At 31.8% G+C, this 16,783-nt stretch carries 20 protein-coding genes and 1 pseudogene; 18 read left to right on the top strand and 3 right to left on the bottom strand.

The annotated features are described in order from the left end of the window. Positions 1-19: 19 nt before the first annotated feature. Positions 20-1,465 carry a PTS ascorbate transporter subunit IIC gene (gene ulaA, locus CD041_RS03040; RefSeq protein ID WP_002478227.1) on the bottom strand — a complete coding sequence of 482 codons (1,446 nt, stop codon included), beginning with the start codon at positions 1,463-1,465 and terminating at the stop codon, positions 20-22. Positions 1,466-2,309: 844 nt separating this feature from the next. Between ulaA and CD041_RS12285 the strand changes: the two genes are divergently transcribed. Then, positions 2,310-2,462 carry a peptidase M42 gene (locus tag CD041_RS12285; protein ID WP_062077604.1) on the top strand — a complete coding sequence of 51 codons (153 nt, stop codon included), beginning with the start codon at positions 2,310-2,312 and terminating at the stop codon, positions 2,460-2,462. Between the two features lie 292 nt (positions 2,463-2,754). Here CD041_RS12285 and CD041_RS03030 read toward each other — a convergent pair whose 3' ends face one another. Both CD041_RS03030 and CD041_RS03025 read right to left on the bottom strand, forming a co-directional pair. Further along, positions 2,755-3,156 (bottom strand): ribonuclease HI family protein, encoded by a 402-nt coding sequence (locus CD041_RS03030; protein ID WP_002492661.1) that lies wholly within the window; start codon positions 3,154-3,156, stop codon positions 2,755-2,757. Between the two features lie 207 nt (positions 3,157-3,363). After that, positions 3,364-4,068: a queuosine precursor transporter gene (locus tag CD041_RS03025; protein WP_002492666.1), complete on the bottom strand. Its 705-nt coding sequence runs from the start codon at positions 4,066-4,068 to the stop codon at positions 3,364-3,366. A gap of 236 nt (positions 4,069-4,304) precedes the next feature. Here CD041_RS03025 and CD041_RS03020 point away from each other — a divergent pair, with 236 nt between their 5' ends. From CD041_RS03020 to CD041_RS02945, 17 genes and pseudogenes are all read left to right on the top strand, one after another. Then, positions 4,305-4,499 (top strand): zinc-finger domain-containing protein, encoded by a 195-nt coding sequence (locus tag CD041_RS03020; RefSeq protein WP_080606578.1) that lies wholly within the window; start codon positions 4,305-4,307, stop codon positions 4,497-4,499. Between the two features lie 10 nt (positions 4,500-4,509). Then, entirely contained in the window at positions 4,510-4,764 is a 255-nt protein-coding gene (locus CD041_RS03015; protein WP_002459167.1) for a NifU N-terminal domain-containing protein, read from the top strand. A gap of 232 nt (positions 4,765-4,996) precedes the next feature. After that, positions 4,997-5,434, top strand: a complete 438-nt coding sequence (gene brxA / locus CD041_RS03010) for a bacilliredoxin BrxA (protein WP_062077608.1) — start codon at positions 4,997-4,999, stop codon at positions 5,432-5,434. A gap of 193 nt (positions 5,435-5,627) precedes the next feature. Beyond that, positions 5,628-6,584, top strand: a complete 957-nt coding sequence (locus tag CD041_RS03005) for a thymidylate synthase (protein WP_002478224.1) — start codon at positions 5,628-5,630, stop codon at positions 6,582-6,584. Between the two features lie 40 nt (positions 6,585-6,624). Further along, on the top strand, positions 6,625-7,110 hold the full coding sequence (locus CD041_RS03000) for a dihydrofolate reductase (protein WP_002459164.1): 486 nt from the start codon (positions 6,625-6,627) through the stop codon (positions 7,108-7,110). 485 nt (positions 7,111-7,595) lie between these two features. Further along, positions 7,596-8,435 carry a DegV family protein gene (gene fakB / locus CD041_RS02995; protein WP_002459163.1) on the top strand — a complete coding sequence of 280 codons (840 nt, stop codon included), beginning with the start codon at positions 7,596-7,598 and terminating at the stop codon, positions 8,433-8,435. A gap of 98 nt (positions 8,436-8,533) precedes the next feature. Then, positions 8,534-9,061: a peptide-methionine (S)-S-oxide reductase MsrA gene (msrA, locus tag CD041_RS02990; protein WP_062077609.1), complete on the top strand. Its 528-nt coding sequence runs from the start codon at positions 8,534-8,536 to the stop codon at positions 9,059-9,061. Then, positions 9,054-9,482: a peptide-methionine (R)-S-oxide reductase MsrB gene (msrB, locus tag CD041_RS02985; protein ID WP_070815409.1), complete on the top strand. Its 429-nt coding sequence runs from the start codon at positions 9,054-9,056 to the stop codon at positions 9,480-9,482. The genes msrA and msrB overlap by 8 nt, the downstream gene beginning before the upstream one ends. 12 nt (positions 9,483-9,494) lie before the next feature. Then, positions 9,495-9,995, top strand: coding sequence for a PTS sugar transporter subunit IIA (locus CD041_RS02980; protein WP_002492789.1), 501 nt, complete (start codon positions 9,495-9,497; stop codon positions 9,993-9,995). Then, positions 9,995-10,216 carry a YozE family protein gene (locus CD041_RS02975; protein WP_002492786.1) on the top strand — a complete coding sequence of 74 codons (222 nt, stop codon included), beginning with the start codon at positions 9,995-9,997 and terminating at the stop codon, positions 10,214-10,216. The genes CD041_RS02980 and CD041_RS02975 overlap by 1 nt, the downstream gene beginning before the upstream one ends. A 204-nt stretch (positions 10,217-10,420) precedes the next feature. Beyond that, positions 10,421-11,836, top strand: coding sequence for a S41 family peptidase (locus CD041_RS02970; protein ID WP_207754615.1), 1,416 nt, complete (start codon positions 10,421-10,423; stop codon positions 11,834-11,836). A gap of 15 nt (positions 11,837-11,851) precedes the next feature. Beyond that, positions 11,852-12,355 (top strand): GNAT family N-acetyltransferase, encoded by a 504-nt coding sequence (locus CD041_RS02965; RefSeq protein WP_002459157.1) that lies wholly within the window; start codon positions 11,852-11,854, stop codon positions 12,353-12,355. A gap of 17 nt (positions 12,356-12,372) precedes the next feature. Further along, on the top strand, positions 12,373-13,446 hold the full coding sequence (gene murG, locus CD041_RS02960; protein ID WP_002459156.1) for an undecaprenyldiphospho-muramoylpentapeptide beta-N-acetylglucosaminyltransferase: 1,074 nt from the start codon (positions 12,373-12,375) through the stop codon (positions 13,444-13,446). A gap of 14 nt (positions 13,447-13,460) precedes the next feature. Next, positions 13,461-14,084 carry a phosphatase PAP2 family protein gene (locus CD041_RS02955; RefSeq protein ID WP_002459155.1) on the top strand — a complete coding sequence of 208 codons (624 nt, stop codon included), beginning with the start codon at positions 13,461-13,463 and terminating at the stop codon, positions 14,082-14,084. Between the two features lie 417 nt (positions 14,085-14,501). Next, positions 14,502-14,600, top strand: a pseudogene (locus CD041_RS12280) (hypothetical protein); the annotation flags it as partial. Positions 14,601-14,735: 135 nt separating this feature from the next. Continuing rightward, positions 14,736-15,395, top strand: coding sequence for a response regulator transcription factor (locus CD041_RS02950; protein ID WP_070648570.1), 660 nt, complete (start codon positions 14,736-14,738; stop codon positions 15,393-15,395). Further along, positions 15,392-16,771: a HAMP domain-containing sensor histidine kinase gene (locus CD041_RS02945; RefSeq protein ID WP_002459152.1), complete on the top strand. Its 1,380-nt coding sequence runs from the start codon at positions 15,392-15,394 to the stop codon at positions 16,769-16,771. The genes CD041_RS02950 and CD041_RS02945 overlap by 4 nt, the downstream gene beginning before the upstream one ends. The last annotated feature ends 12 nt before the right edge of the window (positions 16,772-16,783 follow it).

The following is a 16,783-nucleotide window of genomic DNA, read 5'->3' as shown; positions in this document are numbered from 1 at the left end:
TAATTAATTATTGTTTTTGTTATTGATGAATCCCTGAATAATAAGCTTCTTTATTTTTAGCGCGTCTAAACTGTAATTGAGGGATAAGTAAAAAGAATGCACAAACCAAAATATAACCAGCAATACCTAAATATTTAAACATATAAGCAAATGGTACCCATGGAATGTCTAAATCGATATTTCCATGATATCCACCTGAAAGGCTAAGTAATAATACTGCTAAAGCGCCGAATGTAACTTGTATTATTCCTGAAATAAATGACAATATTATTGCTGCTCTCCAACCACCACGTTTATCTGCGTATACAGCAATAGCTGCGTTATCGAAGAATACAGGTACAAACCCCGTAATAATAAGTACTGGGTTTTTGAATACGATTAATAAGACAATCATAATGACTTGTCCAATTAAACCACTCACGAAACCAAACAGTACAGCATTTGGAGAACCAAAACCAAATGAAGCTGCTACGTCTACTGCTGGGAATGAACCAGGAAGTAATTTGTTAGAAATACCTTGGAATGCATTTGTTAATTCTCCAACGAACATTCTTACACCTTGCATTAACATAAATAAGTAAACAGAGAACGTGAATGCCGTTTGAATAACGAACATAAAGAATGATTGTTTTTCTGGCACGTATAAAGTACCACTTGTGATGACTTTAGCATTTGATAAAATATCTGGACCTAAGATGAATAAAATGGTTCCAAAGAAAACTAACATTAAAGTAGCTGATGCAACTACTGTGTCATGAAAAATACTTAGAAATTTTGGCAATTTTAAGTTATCTAAATTTTTATCTTTGTTACCCAATTTTGATGCGACTTTGTCTGTAAACCAAATCGCAAATTGTTGTTGGTGACCAATCGCAAATCCACCATTGTTTGTTAAACGTTGTGTAGGTTCAACAGTTAAATTTGAACTTACTGCCCAATATAATCCGCATATTGTACCAATACCAAACGTAGCAAGTAATGGACTTTCACGGAATGTTGGAATCAGTAAAATCATTACCGTAATTGTTGCAGCTTGTTGTACCATAATATGTCCAGTAATAAACAACGTTCTGACTTTCGTGATTTTGCGTAATGCTACTAAAAAGATATTCACAAAAAATCCTACTAAAAGTGCAGATGTCGCAATACCTACAAATTCTGGAAAGTTATTAGCGATTTTGTCATTTGCTGCAGTTAATCCAAAATAAGGGTCGATAACAGCAGCACCAATACTGAATTTGTAATTAAGAGCTGCTAGAATAGGCCGAAATGTTGTGACTAATCCGCCAGCAGCAATATCTAAAATCATGTAGCCTACAGTTGCTTTTACAGCTCCAGCAAAAACAGCATAGTACGGTTTTTTAAGTAAAGCGTAACCGAGCATTACTAACAAACCAACAAAGAAAGCTGGTTTTTGTAAGATATTCTGCGAAAACCAATTTAAGATTATTGGTATATATTCCATATTTATAACCTCCGTAGTATTAAACCTATAATGCATTGATTTACAAGAATTATTATATAAATGAATCCGCTTACATGTAATACCAATTTGTACACACAAGAGTGTACAAATATAGTTTTTTAATATTTAATTGTTTTGTTAAAGGTATAAATAAAAATATCGCATGAAATTTATAATTAAACATGACATTTGATTTTTGAATTATGAACACTAATTTTATATATATTTTTAGTATGACTTATTTATAACAAAACATTCTTTACTTTATTCCTTAACAAGTGTTAGTTGACCAAGTTAATAATTCTTTGGTTTTTACCTATATAAATTAAAAAATATCAATAACATTAATCCTAAAATAACCAAATAAGTAAGTGAGTTAGGTTGTATAATAAATCGGACGGATGGGGAATTTTTATAACTTTTAAGAGGGTTCATGCTAGATACAACTTCATATATCAAAGCGCACGCTGAACAGTTAGCTTATCCGACACAGATAACTAATAAAGGTGCATTACTTTAGAAGGCGAGCACAATGTGAAGCAAAGCTATATATATGAACATGTAGATACAATAGCTTGAATGGTTAAAGAAATTAAGGAAGATAGCCGTTTGAACATTGATTTTATTAGTGGATTTAACTTAATAGAAGATGAGAAATGTGAAATTTAAACTGAATCAGGAGGCACATTTACAGGAACAATATGTATACATGAAACAAGTGTTCATGTTTATAAAGACAGCAATAAACGTTCTAAAGATGATAAATATATGGAAGTGCGCATTGATAAGAGGACATAATCAGCACAATAAACTAGAGATTTATGTATAGAAGTGGGGGAACTTTATGAGTTTTGATTCAAGGACACAAATTCCAAAAACGGGGTTTATTAAATCAAGACATCTGAATGATAAGTCAAGTGTAACGATGATTATTGGGTTACTCAAAAAATTAAAACACAATGATGCTACAACATATAACACAATTTTACATTTTTAATAATGAAGCAACAGGCTATGATGCTAATGCTTCAATCTCAGAATATATGATTGAAGTATAGGGCCTTAGAAATGGGGATAATGGGTGATGGTCAATCGCTGGATGAGTAGATAGTTTTAATCAGTGCAGAAGATATCTCTGGCTCATATCATAAAGTGCTTAAAAAGCATTTAGCAAAATTATGTGAAACCAATCATATTCTACTTTAAAATAGATATTTATCCTTATTACGCATCTGACGCATCGGTATTATTGAAGTCGGCTGCCTATATTAAACACGGCTTATTCTAGATCAATCTTTATTTTTAATATATTGGTAAAGCGCTTGTTTAGCATGATGATTTGCTTCTTTATTTTGTTCTCGAGGAATCCATTTGACAAATAATAAATCAAAACTAGGTTCTAATATTTTGACTTGGTCCAAATACGGTTTAAATTTTATATTTTTTACATTATCTTTTAACATAGCATCTTCGATAAGTTTAGAATCTGTATATAATAAAGCATTTGTCACATTAAGCTCACGTGCATATTCTAGAGCGCGAATAAAAGCTGCCCATTCTGCACTATGATTATCTAAAAGGCCGATATAATGCGTATAAATATGATGATTGTTATCGTCTTTTATAATAATGGCGCAACAGCTTTCACCGGGATTACCATTGGTTGCAGCATCAAAAAATATTTTAGCCATTGAAACAACACCTGCAATACTTTAAATTTATAATACAAATTTATTTTAAGAAATAACTTTGTTTATAGCAATTGAAAATTTATAGATGATATAGAAAAAGAGCGGAATAAAGTCATATGTGACCTCATATTCCGCTCATGTCTATAACTGTTAGGTATAATCAACAAGTTAGTTTATTTAAGTGTAGTCAATAATATTAAATGAATATTAGTAATCTTTATCTAGGTTAGCTATTTTACCTTTACGATACATGGATTTAGCAATGTAACCAAAAGGTACGTTTAGTATTGTAGATAAAAGTTTTAATAGGTACGTAGTAATAAAAATTTCAAACACGGCCATACCAGGTAATGTGCCTATAAATGCGATAGCCACGAATAGTGCAGTATCTATAATTGAGCTTAAAGCTGTACTACCATAAGCACGAATAATAAATGTTTTATCCGAACTGAATATCTTTTTAATCATACTAAAAATAAACACATCAACATGTTGACCAATAATATAAGCTATGATAGAACCTAGTGCGATTCTTGGTATAAGATTGAAAATCGTTTCCATGCCACTTTGCGCAATGTCTTCAGGTGCTGGAATGAAATGCAATGACATTTGCATAACAATAATCATAATTAAAGTTGAAGAAAACCCGAGCCAAACTGCTCTTTTAGCTATCTTTCGACCATAAATATCATTTAGTATGTCAGTTGCTAGATAAATCGAAGCAAACATGACATTACCAAGAGTTGCTGAGATGCCAAAAATATGAATTGTTTTTATGACCTGGATATTGGCAATGATTGTACCTATAGCAATCCAAACAATAAGGCCTTGTTTGCCAAAAGCTCGAAACATAAGTACCATTAAAATAAAAGTAACTAAAAAACTTGCTGCCCCAAATATCTCATTAAACATAGAAATCCTCCTAAATTTTGATAATGCGGGTGTTTAGAAACCGCTAAAAACAACTTATACATTTTACTTCAAAAAATTCGAATATGCAATTTAAATATAACCACATTTATAACGAATAATAAGTAAAAGCTCGTGGTAATGAGAAATAGAATAATTCAAAATTATAATAAATTAAGCTATAATGTTAACATGTATTTAAAATTAGGTGCTATTAAGCCTAAAATGACTTAAAAGGAGTGTCTGATATACTTACACATTCCGAGCAGAATGCAATTCATAAGATAGATGATTTAATGAACACGTATTGTGAACATTGTTTGTTGAAATCACATATAAGAAAGACAGAAGGTAAGACCCAAGCGCATCATTTTTGCATTAATGAATGTTCAGTGGGTAAGCAAATTAAACAAATTGGAAATGAACTGCAATAGGAGGTAAATTATGCAAATTGAAGCAATTAGCGAAACACCGAATCAAAATACAATAAAAATTACGCTGTCAGAAAAAAGAAGTGATAATAAATCAGATACTTACACGCATGCTGCAGATGGACAACCTGAATTTATTAATCGCTTATTTGATATAGAAGGTGTAACCTCTATCTTTTATGTGATGGATTTTATTTCAGTCGATAAGGAAAATGATAAAGATTGGGATGAATTAATTCCTAAAATCCAAGAAAAGTTTAATGCATAAACGTACCGGTTAAAAATTGATTTATAATATGTCTGACGACGTACTGTTATATCTAATTAAGTTGCTGTTTAATAAATTAGAAGTATTAAAGTCATAGGCTGATCGTTAGTATATGAAGTTAAATTATAAATTAAGATGACAATTTTATATATTCAAAACGGAGCTGAAGGGTTACCTTTGTTTTGAAATAAATTGTAATGTTGAAAGAAGAAAACTATGAGGGGGAAATATCATGAATCCATATGAACAATATATGCGGGAGCTTGCACAACAAATGAAAGCTGAACTTACAGAAAATGGATTTGAAAGTTTAGAAACAAGTGATGCAGTTTCACAATATATGAATCAAGTTGGGGAAAACGATACTACTTTTGTAGTAATCAATTCTACATGTGGTTGTGCAGCTGGTTTAGCACGTCCAGCGGCGGTAGCAGTAGCAGATCAAAATGATAAAAAGCCAACACACAAGATAACTGTTTTTGCTGGTCAGGATAAAGAAGCTACACAAACTATGAGAGCGTATATTCAACAAGTACCGTCAAGCCCATCTTACGCCTTGTTTAAAGGAACTGAATTAAAACATTTTATTCCTCGTGAACATATCGAAGGACGAGATATTCAAGATATTTGCATGGATATTAAAGATGCTTTTGATGAGTATTGCAACTAAAATCTACAGTCTAAGTTGAAGTGAAATAAACTTCAATTTAGACTTTTTTAAATAAATATAAAAATGTGCGTAATCATTCTAATATTGTACTATTTCTCACTTAGCGCTGGAGATTTTCTTTTTAGTCTTTTAAGTTTTCTAGTATAATAAAACTAATATTTAACACATTTTATTTAAGAAAGGAGATTAAATAATGTTAAATCCATTTGATGCTGCATATCATGACTTATGTGAAGATATATTAGCTATCGGTAAAAATAAAGATGATCGTACGCAAACAGGAACAGTTTCCAAGTTTGGACATCAGTTGCGCTTTGATTTAACCAAAGGATTCCCATTGCTAACAACAAAAAAAGTGTCTTTTAAATTGGTGGCTACAGAGTTACTGTGGTTTATTAAAGGTGATACGAATATTAGATATTTATTACAACACAATAATAATATCTGGAATGAATGGGCTTTTGAAAAATATATTAAATCCTCTGATTATCATGGGCCAGATATGACTAATTTTGGTCATCGCTCATTGGTTGATGATCATTTCAAAGCACAATATAAAGAAGAAATGACACGATTTAAAGAAAATATTCTCACCGATGATGCATTTGCTAGAAAATATGGAGATTTAGGAAATGTATACGGAAAACAATGGCGCGATTGGGTGGACCAATACGGCAATCACTTTGATCAGTTAAAGACGGTCATTGAACAGATAAAAACCCATCCTAACTCTAGACGTCATATTGTTTCAGCTTGGAATCCTGCAGAAGTTGATACAATGGCTTTACCACCATGTCATACTATGTTTCAATTTTATGTACAAAATGGCAAATTAAGTTGTCAATTATATCAGCGAAGTGCTGATATCTTTTTAGGTGTACCTTTTAACATAGCAAGTTATGCTTTATTGACCCATTTGGTGGCGAAAGAATGTGATTTAGAAGTTGGTGAATTTATCCATACATTTGGCGATGCACATATTTATTCTAATCATATAGATGCAGTTCATACACAACTGAGTCGCAGTAGTTTTGAACCACCAACCATTCGTATTAATACGGATAAATCTATTTTTGATATTAGTTATGAGGATATCGAATTGATAAATTATCAATCACATGCAGCGATTAAAGCGCCTATAGCTGTTTGATAAACAAGCATTTAACAACTAATAGTAAAGGAGTGCAATTATGACATTATCAATATTAGTAGCACATGATCAACAACGCGTGATTGGCTATAATAACGATTTACCATGGCATTTACCTAATGATTTAAAGCATGTGAAAAAATTGTCAACAGGCAATACGTTAGTCATGGGTAGAGGAACTTTTGAATCCATTGGTAAACCTCTACCTAATCGACGTAATGTTGTATTAACACATAATCAAAATTTTCAACATGATGGTGTTGATGTTATCCATTCTATTGATGAAATATATAATTTGCCAGGTCATGTATTTATTTTTGGTGGGCAAAGTCTTTTCGACAAAATGATTGATAAAGTAGATGATATGTATATTACTGTGTTAGAAGGGAAATTTAAAGGTGATACGTTCTTTCCGCCATATACTTTTGAAGAGTGGGAAGTTGCATCTTCAGAAGAAGGTGTTTTGGATGAAAAGAATACAATTCCTCATACTTTTTTACATTTAGTTAGACGTAAGAAAAATTAGAGCTAATGGCGTGGAGCCCCAATTCACAGCTCGCAAAGCTTGATGAAATGCTTTTTAGTATTTTCTCTATGCTGAAGGCATAAAGTCGATCGCTCGCTAAATATAATTTTAGAATTCAGTTTGACTTAAGCTATAAACGTCATTAATGCGTATTTGTAATATAAATCAGTTGTACTTTATAAATAATGTTAGTATGATGCTAACTAAAGTAACAACGTGAGTGTTATGTTTAAATAATTAATCCTAAGTAATAAAGATGCAAATTTGGGTTAGATTTTGTGTCACAAACATGAATAATTAGTTAAATGTTTAAAATAAATAAAAAGTGCAATAGTGAAAAATGTACTTTTGTCAGCTTATAATAACTAACAAATAGACTTTAAAATACGTAACATGCTATTCTCCATTGAAGTTATTAATGACTGAAACGTAAAGTTATAGTCTAAAATTATACGAAATATATCATTTTTTGGGGGAAGGACTTTATGAAACAACAGGTTATTGTTACCGACTCAACTTCAGATTTAACACATCAATACTTAGCAGAGCATCAAATCCATGTTGTACCGCTCAATTTAACGATTGATGGTAAATCATACGTAGACCAGGTTGATATTTCGTCGGAAGAATATATAAACAGAATTGAAGATGAGGCTGATGTTAAAACGAGCCAACCTTCTATTGGAAAATTTATCAATAAATATGAAGAATTGGGTCAACAAGGTGTTCAAATTATTAGTATACACATGTCATCTGGATTAAGTGGTACGTATCAAACAGCCGTTCAGGCCAGCCATATGGTTGAGGCTGATGTTACAGTTATTGATTCAAAATCTATTTCATTTGGTTTAGGTTATCAAATAAAATATTTATCTGAAATTATTAATAAAGGTTATAGCACTGATGAAATTGTTCAAAAAGTGAAAGATATGCAACAAAATATTAAATTATTTGTTGTTATTGGGCAGTTGAATCAACTAATTAGAGGCGGTAGAATTAGTAAAACGAAGGGCTTAATTGGTAATATTATGAAAATTAAACCAGTTGGTACGTTAGTAGATGGCAGCCTTGAAATTGTGCATAATTCAAGAACGCAAAATGCGAGTATTAAATTTTTAAAAAAAGAAATCGCAGAATTTGTTGAAAATCACAAAATAAAGTCCATTGGTATTGCACATGCTAATGTTATTGAATTTGTTGATAAAGTAAAACATCAATTTACAGAGTCATTTGACTTTGAAAATTATGATGTTAATGTAACAACACCTGTAGTTTCAACACACACAGGCCAAGGTGCTATAGGCTTGGTTGTTTTGCGAGACTAAGTGGAATATTCTGAGTTAAAACATAAATCGTAAATGTAAATTACTTTTTAATAGCTAAAAATTAGCGTGAATTATGAGATAATTAAGGAGGCAATGATATGGCATATGCAACGTTGGCTGGTGGTTGTTTTTGGTGTATGGTAAAACCTTTCACCTCATATCCTGGTATTGAAGATGTTGTTTCTGGATACAGTGGAGGGCATATTGAAAACCCTACTTATGAACAAGTTTGTACTAATCAAACAGGCCATAGAGAAGCCGTACAAATCACGTATAATCCTGATATTACATCTTTTGAGAACATATTAGATGTCTATTTTAAAACCTTTGATCCCACTGATAATAAAGGCCAATTTTTTGATCGAGGCGAAAGCTATGAACCAGCAATTTTTTATCATGATATAGCACAGAAAAAAGCTGCTGAATTAAAAATTCAACAATTAAATGAACAAGGCATCTTTAAAAAACCAGTGATTACACCAATTATTGAATACAAAAACTTTTATCCTGCCGAAACATATCACCAAGATTACTATAAAAAGAATCCACAGCATTACGAACGGTATCAACAAGGTTCGGGACGTAAAGGTTTTATAGAATCACATTGGGGAGGACATAATGATTAAAAAGAGTAAAGATGACTTAAACGAAATGGAATATCTTGTTACACAAGAAAATGGAACAGAGCCTCCTTTTGAAAATGAATACTGGAATCATTTTGAAAAAGGGATTTATATTGATAAAATTTCTGGGCAACCACTTTTTACATCAGAAGAAAAATTTGAATCGAGTTGTGGTTGGCCGAGCTTTTCAAAAGCTTTGAATGATGATGAAATTGTGGAATTAGTTGATAAAACATTTGGTATGGTGAGAACTGAAGTACGTTCAGAACAAGCTAATAGTCATTTAGGGCATGTTTTTAATGATGGTCCTAAAGATCAAGGTGGATTAAGATATTGTATCAATTCTGCAGCCATTCAATTTATTCCATATGACAAATTACAAGAGTTAGGCTATGGGGATTTAATCCCTCATTTTGAAAAATAGGAGTGACCTAAAATGTTTAAAAAGCTATTTGGTAAAGGCAAAGAAGTTAATAAAAATATTGAAATTTATGCACCATTAACTGGTGAATACGTAAAAATTGAGGATATTCCAGATCCTGTATTTGCACAAAAAATGATGGGTGAAGGCTTTGGTATTAATCCAACTGAAGGCGAAGTGGTTTCTCCAATCGAAGGGAAGGTTGATAACGTATTCCCAACAAAACACGCAATCGGATTAAAAGCGGATAATGGTTTAGAACTATTAGTCCACATTGGTTTAGATACAGTTCAGCTAGATGGAGAGGGCTTTGAAGTATTAGTAAATAGCGGTGACACTGTTCAAGTTGGAGATCCTTTAGTGAAATTTAACTTAGAGTATATTAGCAATAATGCTAAGTCTGTAATATCTCCAGTTATTATTACAAATACTGATCAAACAAGCGCTATCAATATCAATGATGTCAACGCTATTGTCAAAGGTGAAACAAAAGTAGTTGATGTGACAATGAAATAATGAAAGATTATTCATTCTATCATTTTGCCTTAACAGCACGTGGACGTAAAGGTGACAAAGGAAAATTAGCTGAACAAATTTTTAATGATTTATCATTTCCAAAGCATGAAAATGATTTTAATAAACTATCAGAATATATAGAAACGCAAAGTGAATTTACGATTCCAATGTATGTGTTTGACGATTTATATGAAGAATACTCTGAGTGGCTAAAATTTTAATCTAAATTTCTATAATATTTAATTATAGAGGTTGAGACGCATCGTATTTTTATGCTCCCAACCTCTACTTTTTTATTTGCGTTTATTGACGAGAAACGACATACTGATAATATCCAAAAAGCCTTAAGAAGGTCATGAGGGAATAGTTACATAGAGGGAAGTGTTAAAGTGAGTCAAGAAACTGAACATCAACAAATCGACGAAATGGATGAGCATAAAAGTGTGAAATTCAGATTTTGGAAATTTGTAGTACTACAACTCGTTATAATTTTAGCTACGATAGCAATTACAGTTTGCATTACTTTAGCTATCAGTCATAAAGTGAGTGGGCTCACAAAAGATGAGCGACAAGCGATGAATAAAATTCAATTTGTATATAAGACATTAAACAATGATTATTATAAAAAACAAAGTCCTAATAAATTAACTGAAGCTGCAATTGACGGTATGGTCAAAGAGTTGAAAGATCCATATTCTGAATATATGACTAAAGAAAAAACAGAGTCATTTAATGAGGGAGTTTCTGGTGATTTTGTTGGTATCGGTGCTGAAATGCAGCAAAAAAACAATCAGATTATGGTAACAAGTCCAATGAAATCATCTCCGGCTGAGAAAGCAGGTTTACGACCTAAAGATATAGTAACTAAAGTTAATGGTAAATCTGTTGAAAAGCAAAGATTAGATCAAGTAGTGAAAATGGTTAGAGGTAAAAGAGGCACAACTGTAACTTTAACGATCAAACGCGGTTCTGAAGAAAAAGACATAAAAATTAAACGAGATAAAATTCATGTTAAGAGTGTGGAATATAAGAAAAAAGGACAAATTGGAGTTATTACCATAAATCGCTTCCAAGAAAACACTTCTGGAGAATTAAAATCAGCAATTTTAGATGCACATAAACAAGGTGTACACAATGTCATATTGGATTTACGAAATAATCCAGGTGGCTTATTAGATGAAGCCGTGAAAATGGCGAATATTTTTATAGATAAAGGTAAACCCGTAGTTAAATTAGAAAAAGGAAATGACAAAGAAACAATCGATACTTCAAATGACTCATTAAAAGAAGCGAAAGATATGAAATTTTCGATTTTAGTGAATGAAGGTTCGGCAAGTGCATCTGAAGTATTTACTGGCGCATTAAAAGATTATGGTATAGCTAAGGTATATGGTTCAAAAACATTTGGTAAAGGGATTGTTCAAACAACAAAAGAATTTAAAGATGGTTCTTTACTAAAATATACACAAATGAAGTGGTTAACACCTAAGGACCATTATATTCATGGTAAAGGTATTCAACCAGATATCAAATTAGATACGCCTAAATACCAATCATTAAATGTCATTCCGAATGATACAAGCTATCATAAAGGAGACAATAATAAACATGTGAAAGCTATGAAGATTGGTCTAACAGCATTAGGATATAAAGTAGATAATGAATCTAAAGACTTTGACGACAACTTAGAACAAGCAATTAAAGCATTTCAACAAGATAATAACTTAACTGTAAATGGACAATTTGATAAGGAAACAAATGATAAGTTCACAGTACAATTGGTTGAAAAAGCAAATAAAGAAGACAAAGTTCTAAATGAACTTTTAAAAAAATTAAAATAAAGAGGTGTTCTTAACATGATTAGATTAGCAATTAAGAATGATTTGCCATACATTGAAGCATTAGTAGAAACTGCCAAAGAAATAATGAAAGAATTTAATAATAATCAATGGGATGACAAATATCCTGCGCGAGAACACTTTGAAGAAGATATTGCGAATCAAACATTATATGTACTAGAGGACAATGATGAAATCCAAGGCTTTATTGTTGTCGACCAACAACAATCAGAATGGTATGATAAACTTGACTGGCCAGTTAAACGGGAAGGCGCATATGTTATTCATCGCTTAGCTGGAAATCCTGAATATAAAGGTGCTGCAACTGAATTATTTAAATTTGCTGTTAATTTAGCAACAGATCACGGTATACATGTTATTTTGACAGATACATTTGCATTGAATAAACCTGCACAAGGTTTATTTGAAAAATTTGGTTTTACAAAAGTTGGAGAAGCTGAAATCGACTATCATCCATTTGATAGAGGTGCACCATTTTATGCCTATTATAAAAACATTTAAGAATAGAGGTTATAATTATGACTAAAATTGCATTTACAGGAGGCGGAACAGTGGGTCATGTATCAGTAAACTTAAGTTTGATACCCACTGCGTTAAATCATGGATATAGTGCATTTTATATTGGTTCAAAAGCAGGAATTGAGAAAGAAATGATAGAATCTCAATTACCTGATATTGAATACCATGCTATTTCAAGTGGTAAATTACGTCGCTATATTTCTGTTGAAAATGCTAAAGATATTTTTAAAGTGGTAAAGGGAATATGGGATGCTCGCCGCATACTTAAAAAAGAAAAACCTGATTTGTTGTTTTCTAAAGGCGGATTTGTCTCAGTTCCAGTGGTTATTGCTGCTCGTACTTTAAACATACCCACTATTATTCATGAGTCTGATTTAACACCAGGATTAGCGAATAAAATTAGTCTAAAATTTGCGAAAAAGATTTATACAACATTTGAAGATACACTGAACTACTTACCAAAATCAAAGGCTGATTTTATTGGTGCAACCATACGTGAAGATTTAAAGCATGGTCATGCTTCAAGAGGGTATGAATTAACTCAATTTGATAAAGATAAAAAAGTCTTATTAGTAATGGGAGGTAGTCTAGGAAGTAAAAAATTAAATAGTGTTATTCGTGAAAATTTAGAGGCACTGCTCGAAGATTACCAAATTATCCATCTAACAGGTAAAGGACTTATTGATGGCTCGATTCAAAAAGAAGGTTACATACAATATGAATTTGTGAAAGAAGAATTGACGGATCTGTTAGCTATTACAGATACTGTAGTTAGTCGAGCTGGATCAAATGCAATATACGAATTTTTAACGCTGCGACTGCCAATGTTATTAATTCCTTTAGGTTTAGACCAATCACGTGGTGACCAGATTGATAATGCAAAATATTTCGAATCAAAAGGTTACGGGCGTGTCGTTTTAGAAGAAGAACTATCCTCAACTAAGCTATTAGAGCAGCTAGGAGATATTGAAGCATCACGAGATAGTATAATGAATCATATGTCAGACTATCAAGAAAGTTATACCAAAGAAGATTTATTAAATAAAATCATCGATGATGCACTCAGTCATTAAGAGGGGGAAATTTTGTGAACCGCACGAAGCGCATTTCATTGCTCATTATTTTTACATTAGTGTTTGGAATAATAGCTTTCTTTCATGAGTCTCGTTTGGGAAAGTGGATTGATAATGAGGTTTACGAATTTATTTATGCTTCAGAAAGTTTTATCACGACATCTATATTATTAGGTGCAACCAAAATTGGTGAAGTGTGGGCCATGTTGTCACTTTCTCTAATGCTGATTGCCTATCTCATGCTTAAACGTTGTAAAATAGAAGCACTCTTTTTTGTACTAGTTATGGGACTATCAAGTATACTCAATCCGGTGTTAAAAAATATATTTGACCGTGAAAGACCAACTTTATTGCGATTAATTGATATCACTGGATTTAGTTTTCCAAGTGGACATGCTATGGGTTCGACCGCATTCTTTGGAAGCGTGATGTTTATTATTAACCGTAAAATGTCTGGCGCTGATAAAGGTATTATTATTGGCTTATGTGCATTAATGATTTTGATGGTATCCATCTCTAGAGTTTATTTAGGAGTTCATTATCCTACAGATATTGTTGCCGGTATCATTGGTGGGGTATTTTGTATTGTTTTATCAACGCTAATTTTAAGAAAAAAACTCTATAACATTACAAATTAAAAAATCAATGCAAGTTAAATCATTAACTATCATTTTAAATAGCCATAACTAATCAGCTAGGACAAAAATATCTTTGACTGGGGCCCCAACAAAAAGGCTTTCAAAAAGAAAGGCTACAAGCAAAGCAGGTTGAGGTGCCTAAAGCTATCCCCTTAGCAAGTGAGCCAACAATATAAAGTATTCAATATAAAGAAGCACAAAGATGATTTATTTCACATCACCTTTGTGCTATTTTTGGGAATTTATATTCCGATTTTTTCTTAACATTCCGAGTTATACGATTAGGAATGTCAGTGTCAAAATATAGATTAAAAGCAGCTACCATTAGGGAGCTGCTTTTATGTACACGTTTAGCGTTATTGTAAGCTTTACGTTAGTCTTTTAAGGGCATATAAAAGGGGAATTCGAAAATGATCAATCCATAAGAACGAATATGTGGGGGGAGTTCTATTTGGTATTGATAATCATTTTCAATTATTATTATACATCATTGATAATGATTGTCAATTAGAAAACTGAAATTTTTATGATAAATTTTTGAAAGTTAATCATAAATCTTAGACTATGGTTGGTGGTTAAATATTTTGTATTATAATAAAATAGAAAAGTCAGGTAGTGAAATAAACAGTGTAATGCAAAAGAGGTGGAGAAATGGCAAATATTTTAATTGTCGAAGATGAACAAAATTTAGCTCGTTTTCTAGAGCTGGAATTAACGCATGAAAATTATAAAGTGGACATAGAGAATGATGGGCAAAGTGGTTTAGATAAAGCGTTAACCAAAACATATGACTTGATTATATTAGATATAATGTTGCCTCATATTAATGGTTTAGAAATCTGTAGAAGAGTTCGTCAGCAATACACGACACCCATCATTATTATTACAGCAAAGAGTGAAACGATGGATAAAGTAACTGGATTGGATTATGGGGCAGATGATTATATTGTAAAGCCATTTGAAATTGAAGAATTATTTGCTCGAATACGAGCGATTTTACGCAGACAACCCCAGAAAGATGTTATCGATATTAATGGTATTATTATTGATAAAAATGCTTTTGAAGTAACCGTGGACGGGACACAACTAGATTTAACTAAAACAGAATATGATCTTTTGTATGTTCTTGCAGAAAATAGGAATCATGTCTTGCAACGCGAACAAATACTTGATCATGTATGGGGATATGATAGTGAAGTTGAAACGAATGTTGTAGATGTTTACATCAGATATTTAAGAAATAAGTTAAAGCCTTTTAATAAAGAAAGAACGATTGAAACAGTCCGAGGCGTAGGATATGTGATACGATGATAAAACAACGTAAACTAAAATATAAATGGATGATTATTACAACTTTGATTATGTTCTTAACAATCTTGTTATTCTGTCTAGTGATTATCTTTTTCTTGAAAGATACCTTAAAAGATGGTGAATTAGATGAAGCTGAAAGAAGCTCAAAAGATATAGCTAATTTATTGGAGTCTAAACCTATTGATACAATTTCTCCATTAGACATTAGTGCATCGCTGGAGAATTTTCAAGAAGTATTAATCTATGATCATAATGGAAAAAAATTATTTCAAACTGCGAACAATAATGCTACACACTTTTATCCTGCTTTCGATAAGGATAATCATGACCGCATAAAAATTATGAGCAGAAATGGTGAAGACTATATTGTGTTGACTGAAACAGTTGATACGCCAAGCTTTCATGGTTATACAGTATTAGTGCATTCCCTACAAAAATTTAATAATACTGTAGGTTCAATATATGTTGTTGCTTTAGTATTTTGTATTATTGCAACTATTATTACAGCAGGCATTAGTTACATATTTTCATCACAAATCACAAAACCAATTGTGACTATGTCAAACAAAATGATTCAAATCCGGCGTGATGGTTTTCAGAAAAAATTAGAATTAACAACTAATTATGAAGAAACAGACAACCTTATTGATACATTTAATGATATGATGCTACAAATCGAAGAGTCATTTAATCAACAGCGGCAATTTGTAGAAGATGCTTCGCATGAATTGCGTACACCACTTCAAATTATTCAAGGCCATCTTAATTTAATTCAGCGCTGGGGTAAAAAAGATCCAGCAGTGTTAGAAGAATCACTCAACATTTCCATTGAGGAAATGAATCGAATTACAAAGTTAGTTGAAGAGTTGTTGTTATTGTCAAAAGATAATGTTACACATTCAGCCAATGAACATGAACCAGTTGATATAAACATAGAAATAAGAACGCGTATTAAATCTTTAGAGCAATTGCATCCTGATTACAACTTTGAACTTAATTTATCACCCAAACAATTACTTCTATATATGAACCGTCATCAATTTGAACAATTATTGCTTATTTTTTTAGATAACGCTATGAAGTATGATACAAAGCGTAAGAAAATTAAAGTTGAAACACAATTACGCAATAAATTAATTACCATTAAAATCACGGATCATGGTCAAGGTATACCAAAAGCAGATCAAGAATTCATATTTGACCGTTTTTACCGTGTTGATAAATCTCGTGCCCGTAGTCAAGGTGGAAATGGGTTGGGGTTGTCTATTGCTGAAAAATTAGCGACTGCAAATGGTGGATATATCACTGTTGATAGTGAAGTTAACCAATATACTACATTTACTATTCAATTTGAAAAAGACGCCAACCTTGCATAATCGTATAAGAAA

The organism is Staphylococcus lugdunensis, assembly GCF_002901705.1.
In the GTDB taxonomy this organism is placed as follows: domain Bacteria; phylum Bacillota; class Bacilli; order Staphylococcales; family Staphylococcaceae; genus Staphylococcus; species Staphylococcus lugdunensis.
This window is presented reverse-complemented; position numbering and strand designations above follow the sequence as displayed.

Excerpts from the sequence above, each read along its gene's own strand:
- brxA (WP_062077608.1), top strand. The coding sequence starts at position 4,997 with ATGAATCCATATGAACAATATATGCGGGAGCTTGCACAACAAATGAAA.
- CD041_RS03015 (WP_002459167.1), top strand. The coding sequence starts at position 4,510 with ATGCAAATTGAAGCAATTAGCGAAACACCGAATCAAAATACAATAAAA.
- msrA (WP_062077609.1), top strand. The coding sequence starts at position 8,534 with ATGGCATATGCAACGTTGGCTGGTGGTTGTTTTTGGTGTATGGTAAAA.
- CD041_RS02965 (WP_002459157.1), top strand. The coding sequence starts at position 11,852 with ATGATTAGATTAGCAATTAAGAATGATTTGCCATACATTGAAGCATTA.
- fakB (WP_002459163.1), top strand. The coding sequence starts at position 7,596 with ATGAAACAACAGGTTATTGTTACCGACTCAACTTCAGATTTAACACAT.
- CD041_RS02980 (WP_002492789.1), top strand. The coding sequence starts at position 9,495 with ATGTTTAAAAAGCTATTTGGTAAAGGCAAAGAAGTTAATAAAAATATT.
- msrB (WP_070815409.1), top strand. The coding sequence starts at position 9,054 with ATGATTAAAAAGAGTAAAGATGACTTAAACGAAATGGAATATCTTGTT.
- murG (WP_002459156.1), top strand. The coding sequence starts at position 12,373 with ATGACTAAAATTGCATTTACAGGAGGCGGAACAGTGGGTCATGTATCA.
- CD041_RS02950 (WP_070648570.1), top strand. The coding sequence starts at position 14,736 with ATGGCAAATATTTTAATTGTCGAAGATGAACAAAATTTAGCTCGTTTT.
- CD041_RS03030 (WP_002492661.1), bottom strand. The coding sequence starts at position 3,156 with ATGGCTAAAATATTTTTTGATGCTGCAACCAATGGTAATCCCGGTGAA.
- ulaA (WP_002478227.1), bottom strand. The coding sequence starts at position 1,465 with ATGGAATATATACCAATAATCTTAAATTGGTTTTCGCAGAATATCTTA.
- CD041_RS03005 (WP_002478224.1), top strand. The coding sequence starts at position 5,628 with ATGTTAAATCCATTTGATGCTGCATATCATGACTTATGTGAAGATATA.
- CD041_RS02975 (WP_002492786.1), top strand. The coding sequence starts at position 9,995 with ATGAAAGATTATTCATTCTATCATTTTGCCTTAACAGCACGTGGACGT.
- CD041_RS03025 (WP_002492666.1), bottom strand. The coding sequence starts at position 4,068 with ATGTTTAATGAGATATTTGGGGCAGCAAGTTTTTTAGTTACTTTTATT.
- CD041_RS03000 (WP_002459164.1), top strand. The coding sequence starts at position 6,625 with ATGACATTATCAATATTAGTAGCACATGATCAACAACGCGTGATTGGC.
- CD041_RS02970 (WP_207754615.1), top strand. The coding sequence starts at position 10,421 with ATGGATGAGCATAAAAGTGTGAAATTCAGATTTTGGAAATTTGTAGTA.
- CD041_RS02945 (WP_002459152.1), top strand. The coding sequence starts at position 15,392 with ATGATAAAACAACGTAAACTAAAATATAAATGGATGATTATTACAACT.
- CD041_RS12285 (WP_062077604.1), top strand. The coding sequence starts at position 2,310 with ATGAGTTTTGATTCAAGGACACAAATTCCAAAAACGGGGTTTATTAAA.